The organism is Mesorhizobium sp. M4A.F.Ca.ET.090.04.2.1, from assembly GCF_003999085.1.
Taxonomy (GTDB): Bacteria; Pseudomonadota; Alphaproteobacteria; order Rhizobiales; family Rhizobiaceae; genus Mesorhizobium.
Genome location: NZ_RZOT01000440.1, coordinates 1 through 5,244, shown reverse-complemented (window position 1 = coordinate 5,244; position 5,244 = coordinate 1). Strand labels below are relative to the sequence as shown.

At 62.8% G+C, this 5,244-nt stretch carries 3 protein-coding genes; all 3 read right to left on the bottom strand.

Features of this window, described 5'->3' with window-relative positions:
* On the bottom strand, window positions 1-677 hold a 677-nt coding region (locus EN781_RS25030; protein ID WP_127400421.1), incomplete at its 3' end, for a SapC family protein.
* Window positions 678-868: 191 nt separating this feature from the next.
* Complete coding sequence (locus tag EN781_RS25025; protein WP_127400420.1) at window positions 869-1,528, bottom strand: hypothetical protein; 660 nt, start codon at window positions 1,526-1,528, stop codon at window positions 869-871.
* The coding region (locus EN781_RS34485) for a hypothetical protein (protein WP_189347826.1) at window positions 1,479-5,244 on the bottom strand (3,766 nt) is incomplete at its 5' end. The genes EN781_RS25025 and EN781_RS34485, both read right to left, overlap by 50 nt.

The following is a 5,244-nucleotide window of genomic DNA, read 5'->3' as shown; positions in this document are numbered from 1 at the left end:
GAGTGGAGGTGAAGGTAGGTGCACTCCAATTCGTCATTTCCGAACATCGTTTGCAGGTCGGCGGCATCGATCGCCTTCAGCTTCTGGCGGTCGACCGTCATGAAGCCGGCCAGCGAACGGCGCTCGCCACTGTTCAAATTGAACTGCGCCTGCATCGGCTGCAGCAGCCCGAGAGACTTCAGAAGATCGCAATATCGCTTGGTGCGCTGAAAGCGCGACTGATAATCCTGAAGGAAGCCGAGCACCTCTTTCAGGTAGCGCGTCTGCTGTCCGTCGGCGTCGAACAGGCGCTCGCCGCGGCCCTCGCGGTTGATGCCTTCAAAGCTCTCGTCGATGTTGAGGATGAATGTCCGGCCGCTGGCATCGGAGGAGAAAACGAAGGGATAGCGGCGCACGAAAGCCGGAACATATTTGCCGCTCCAGTTGCCGGCATCGTCGACATAAAGGTTTTCGGTCTGCTTCACGCCAAGAATGACCGCCGGCATGATCGACTGTTCGGTGCCCGCGAAAACGATCGGATACTCCGCCGCTGCCTGCGCGAATTCGACAGCCGTCACCGGTACCGAGTTCACATTGCGGGCGAAGGCGTAGGAGTGACCCGTCTTGATCGAAACATCCCTGTGACGGTCCGAGGTTACCGGTTTGGCGTCTTGATAGAAAAGAAGCTGCACAGTCATGAAACCCTCCTTGAGGTGGAAAACTCGGTTAATTTATCGTTTCCGCGATATGTAGAACACTAATACTTCAACACCAAGTATTGATCACACCACCGCGGCGTCGGATTGTAAAGTGAAATGCTGCATTTGGCACGATTCCAAGGTAATTGAGTTAGTTCCAACTACAAGTTATTACCTCCGTTCATGGAAGACTAGACCCGATAGACCCGCAGGAACACCTGCCTGATCCAGCGATACGTACGTTCGTAGAGCGGCACATTGCCGTGAAAGAAGCGGACGTAGATGCGCCCGCCGATGCGGTCGATCTTGCTTGGATTGGCCAGCGCCAATTCCAGATGCATCAAGTTGGCAAGGACCCGCTTCTGCGAAGGATCGGTCGGGTCGAGCGAAAACTCCCCACCGCCCACTCTGCTCAATGCGGCGTTCGGCAAAGTTGCGGTCAGCGAAGGCACCTCGCGTATGATCTTTGCGGGATGCGAAACCGATGGGTCTTCGACGAAGCGCACGTCGACGAACGCCGTATGGTTACGAACCAGATCGGCGTCGCTTTCTGGTATCACGGCGCGCAGTGTCGGCTGATCGAACCGCGTCACATAGGCTAACGTCTCGCCACGGCGCACGAACTTGCCGTCGAGATCCTTCGCCGACGGAATGATCAGAGTACCGCTTGCCTGCGCCCGTACCGTCAGCGCTTCGGCACGGTCGCGCGCGAGGACGAGGTCGGCGCGTGCGAGCCTCAGCTCTTCGGCCACCACTTTGGCGTCGACCTTGTTGGAGAGATCAAGCTTCTCGAGGCGGCGCTCAAGCTCCCCGGCCCTCAGATCCAGCAGGACAGTCCGCGCTTCCAGCAACGGGTCTTCCAACCGCAGGATCGGGGCGCCTCGCTCGATCCGGGCGCCGGGAGTCGCGACAATTTCCGCTACCACGCCATCGACACCGGCATTGACGACTCCGTCGCCCGGCAGCCAGACGACACCCTGCGCGGCGGTCGCGTAGGGCAGCGGGATGACGAAGAATGGCATGGCTGCCAGCGCCAGGCTGGCTGCAACGACGGCGAAGGCCCTCCCCCTCGTCCTTCTCAATGATGGGCTCGTGAACAGGAACCACAGCTGGCGCGCCAGCGGCACGCCAACCATCAGCACCAGCGCCCACCCGGCCATCATCATGCCGACGACGAAGAAGCGCTGGCTGACCAGTGTGACGATCGCCACCATGACGCCGATCCACGCCCCGCACGTAGTAGGTCTTGCCGTCTTCCAGCCCGCCGATCGGCAGATTCTTGGCGTTGACCAGCGAATGCGTATCACTGGCACCAACATTGAGGGCGGGATCGGCGCTGAGGCCCTTGTTCGGGTTCAGCGCGATGATCGGCTGATCGAAGGTCTTCGTCAGCGTGTCTTCGGTGACGCTGTTCGCGACGGTAAGGATCAGCGTGCTGCCGGATACGCTGGCGATCGTGAACGTGCCGGAATTGGCGCCGCCGCCGCCGATGAACAGCGTGCCGGCTGCGAAGCCGTTGTCGGCCCAGTTGAGGCCGTCAGTGCGGATGATACGGTCGCCAGCGGCATTGCGAACGAACTGCACCTCTTCGGTAATCGCGTCGTTACGCTTGAGCTGGATCGTCGAGGAATTGACGACGTGCACGCGATAGGTCTGGCCGTCGACCAGGCCGCCGATCGCCAGACCCGTTCCGCCGCTCGCATTCTTGACGTCATAGACGACGTGCTCGCCCTCGGCGAAACCGTGCGCCAGCGCATTTCCATCATCGTCGAAGAAGCGGATGTTGTCGGCGTTGCTATCTGCGATCGGCGAGCCGTCGGGATTGAGGCTGTTCGAATTGACGTCCACCTGGCGACTGACGAAGGTGCGCGCGTCCGGTGCCTCATAGGTCACCGCCGTCCCGTTGACGAAGCCATGCCCGGATATGGTGATGCTGTTGCCCGCGACGTCGTCCGGCTGGAAATTCTTGAGGTAGTTCTGTGGGTTGACCGCCTTGTCGAAGGTGCTCACCAGCTTGATGTGCGACCCGTCGATGACCAGCACATAATAGAGGTTGCCCTCGGTCAGGCCAAAGCTGTCGACCGTTTCGTCCGGTCCCGGATAGTAGCGGACGGCATCGCCGCTCAGGAAATTATGGCCACCCGCGAACTCGATGATCTCGGTGTCTGGATCGATGTCGGCGGCGTTGAAGACGGAGCCGAAATAGAGCGTGTTCGGATCTGTCACGCCTGCATTGACGACATTGATCACGCTGTACTGGCGGTTCACAGCCGAATCGGCCGGGTCCGGCCAGTTGAGGCCGGGAATGACGGCGCCGCCGCTTCCGGCATCATATTCGACCGTGTCGCCGGTCACCAGTCCGTGCCCGTTGACAGTGATCGTGTTGGCGGTGCCATCGACATCGAGGATCTCGTAGGTCGGTTGAACGCCGGGGATCGGCGACGCAGAGGCTTCGACCAGGATATCTCCGGTCGCATTGATCACCGCGCCCGCGCCGATCGAGCTTGCAACAGTCGGGCTGACATTGGTCGTCGCATCCGAAGCGCCGGCGCCGAAAATGCCGCCTATCGAAATACCGACAACCTTGGCGTCGCCTTCGGTTTGCGCCTGTGCCTTGAGCCGGACATTGCGCGCCGACTGGATCGAGGTGTTGTTGCCGATCGAGGCGCTGACCGACGATGGGCTGGCTGTTGCGACTGCGCTGTTGATCGTCAGCGCGCCGAGAACGCCGCCACCGGCGGCTTCAGCCACGGCGAGCGCGCCGTTGACAGCGAGGGCTTCGACCTTAATGTCGGTGACCGAGACGATGTTGGCGTTCATCGCGGCGTTGCTCTGGCCATTGGCCTCGGCTTCGGCCACGGAAGCACCGACCGCCGCGGCGCCGAACGAATTCGCTTCGGAATTGGCGACGGCATAGTTGCGAATGCGCGACTTGATGTCGATGTCACCGGTGATGGTGAATGCGCCGCCGGCACCGATCGTGGTGTTGGCAACCGCATTGGACCGCGCGGTCGGAACCGAGCCCTGGCCGCTGAACAAGCCGCCGCCGGAGGCTTCCGCATAGGCCTTCGCCCCGCGGTCGGTCGCCGTCTCGCCCTCGTAATTGTGTGACGACAGCATGACGATGCCGCCGGCGTGAATCGTCGAATTGCCGCCGATCGATGCGGCCACCGTCGGGACGACATTGACCGTCGCCAGGCTGGTGCCGGCCGCCAGCGCGCCGACCGAAAGCGCGAACACGTCGCCGGTCGCATCGTGCAGCGTCCACGCCTCGACCGTGAGGAGGCCCGTCGCATTGATGTTGGCGCCGCCGCCAATCGATGCCTCTACGTTCGGCTGAACATCGACGAAGGCGAAATTGAAGGTGAGCGCGCCGAGCCCCGCGGCAAGCGCGAAGGTGTCGGAATCCGCGTTGATCGTCGAGTCCGCATGGACGGTGATGGCTCCGACGGTGTCGGTCTGCCCGATCTGACTGCCCGCGCCGATCGTGGCCAGGACTTCCTTGGTGTTGTCGTCGTCATCGCCGATGGTGACGTCGCTGTAGGACGCGCCGACGGCCACCGCGCCGGCCTGTATGCCGGTCGTCAGCACGTCGAACGTCTGGTTGCTGGTCGCCGAGACCGTAAGGCTGGCCGCGTCGTTGACCACTGTGTTGTCGAGCAAGCCGGCCTGAATGCGGCTGGTATCGTTGACCACCGCGACCGATGCGCCGAGGCCGACGAAGCCGGCCTGCAAGGCGACGGTTGTGACATCGACATCCTGGCCGAAATGGCCTTCGACTCGGATGGCATTGCCAGCCTTCAGGCTTCCGCCGGCCTTCGCTCGCACCTGCCCCGACACATTGACGACGGAAATCGAGGCGCCCAGGCCAACAAGACCGGCGCCCAGGCTGCCGACCAACATGTCGACTTCCATCTGTTCACGCGCGTTCACGACGATGTCGTGACCGGCCTCGACCGTGGCGCCGCCTTCGACGGACGCGGTGGTGCCGCGCTCGTCGGTGACGGCGGCCGTTAGCTTGTTAGTCAGGGCGCTGGAGGTCAGCGCGTTGGCGCCGACCTTGTCGCGGGCGCCTTCAACGCCGGCCTTGACCCGCGAGTCGGCCGTATTGCTGTTGGCGCCGCTGCCGAAGCGGCTCAATTCCCCAGTGACGCCTTCGACACCGTCGTCGGCCTGGCCGCCGGCCTCGTCATTGGCGGTCTTGGGGCTTCCGTCGTCCTTCGTCGCGTTGCCGCTGCCACCTTGGTTGTCCTGATAGGAGTCGCTGAATTCCTCGCCGACCGACCAGACCGACACGGACGCGCCGAGCCCGCCGACGCCGATGCCGCCGCTGAAGGCGAACCCACGCAGAACCTTGATTGCAACCGCGTTGACCGACACGTCGCCGCGCGCCCGCACCATGGCGTCGGCGTTGATCGCGGCAACCGTGTCGTTCTTGATGCTACCGAAATCGATGCCACCGGCCAGGCCGATGAAACCGGCGCCGAGAGCGCCCGCAAAGGACGTGACCCGGACCTCGTTCGCAGCGTTGACATAGACGCCCTGCGCGCCCGCGACCGTGCCCGGA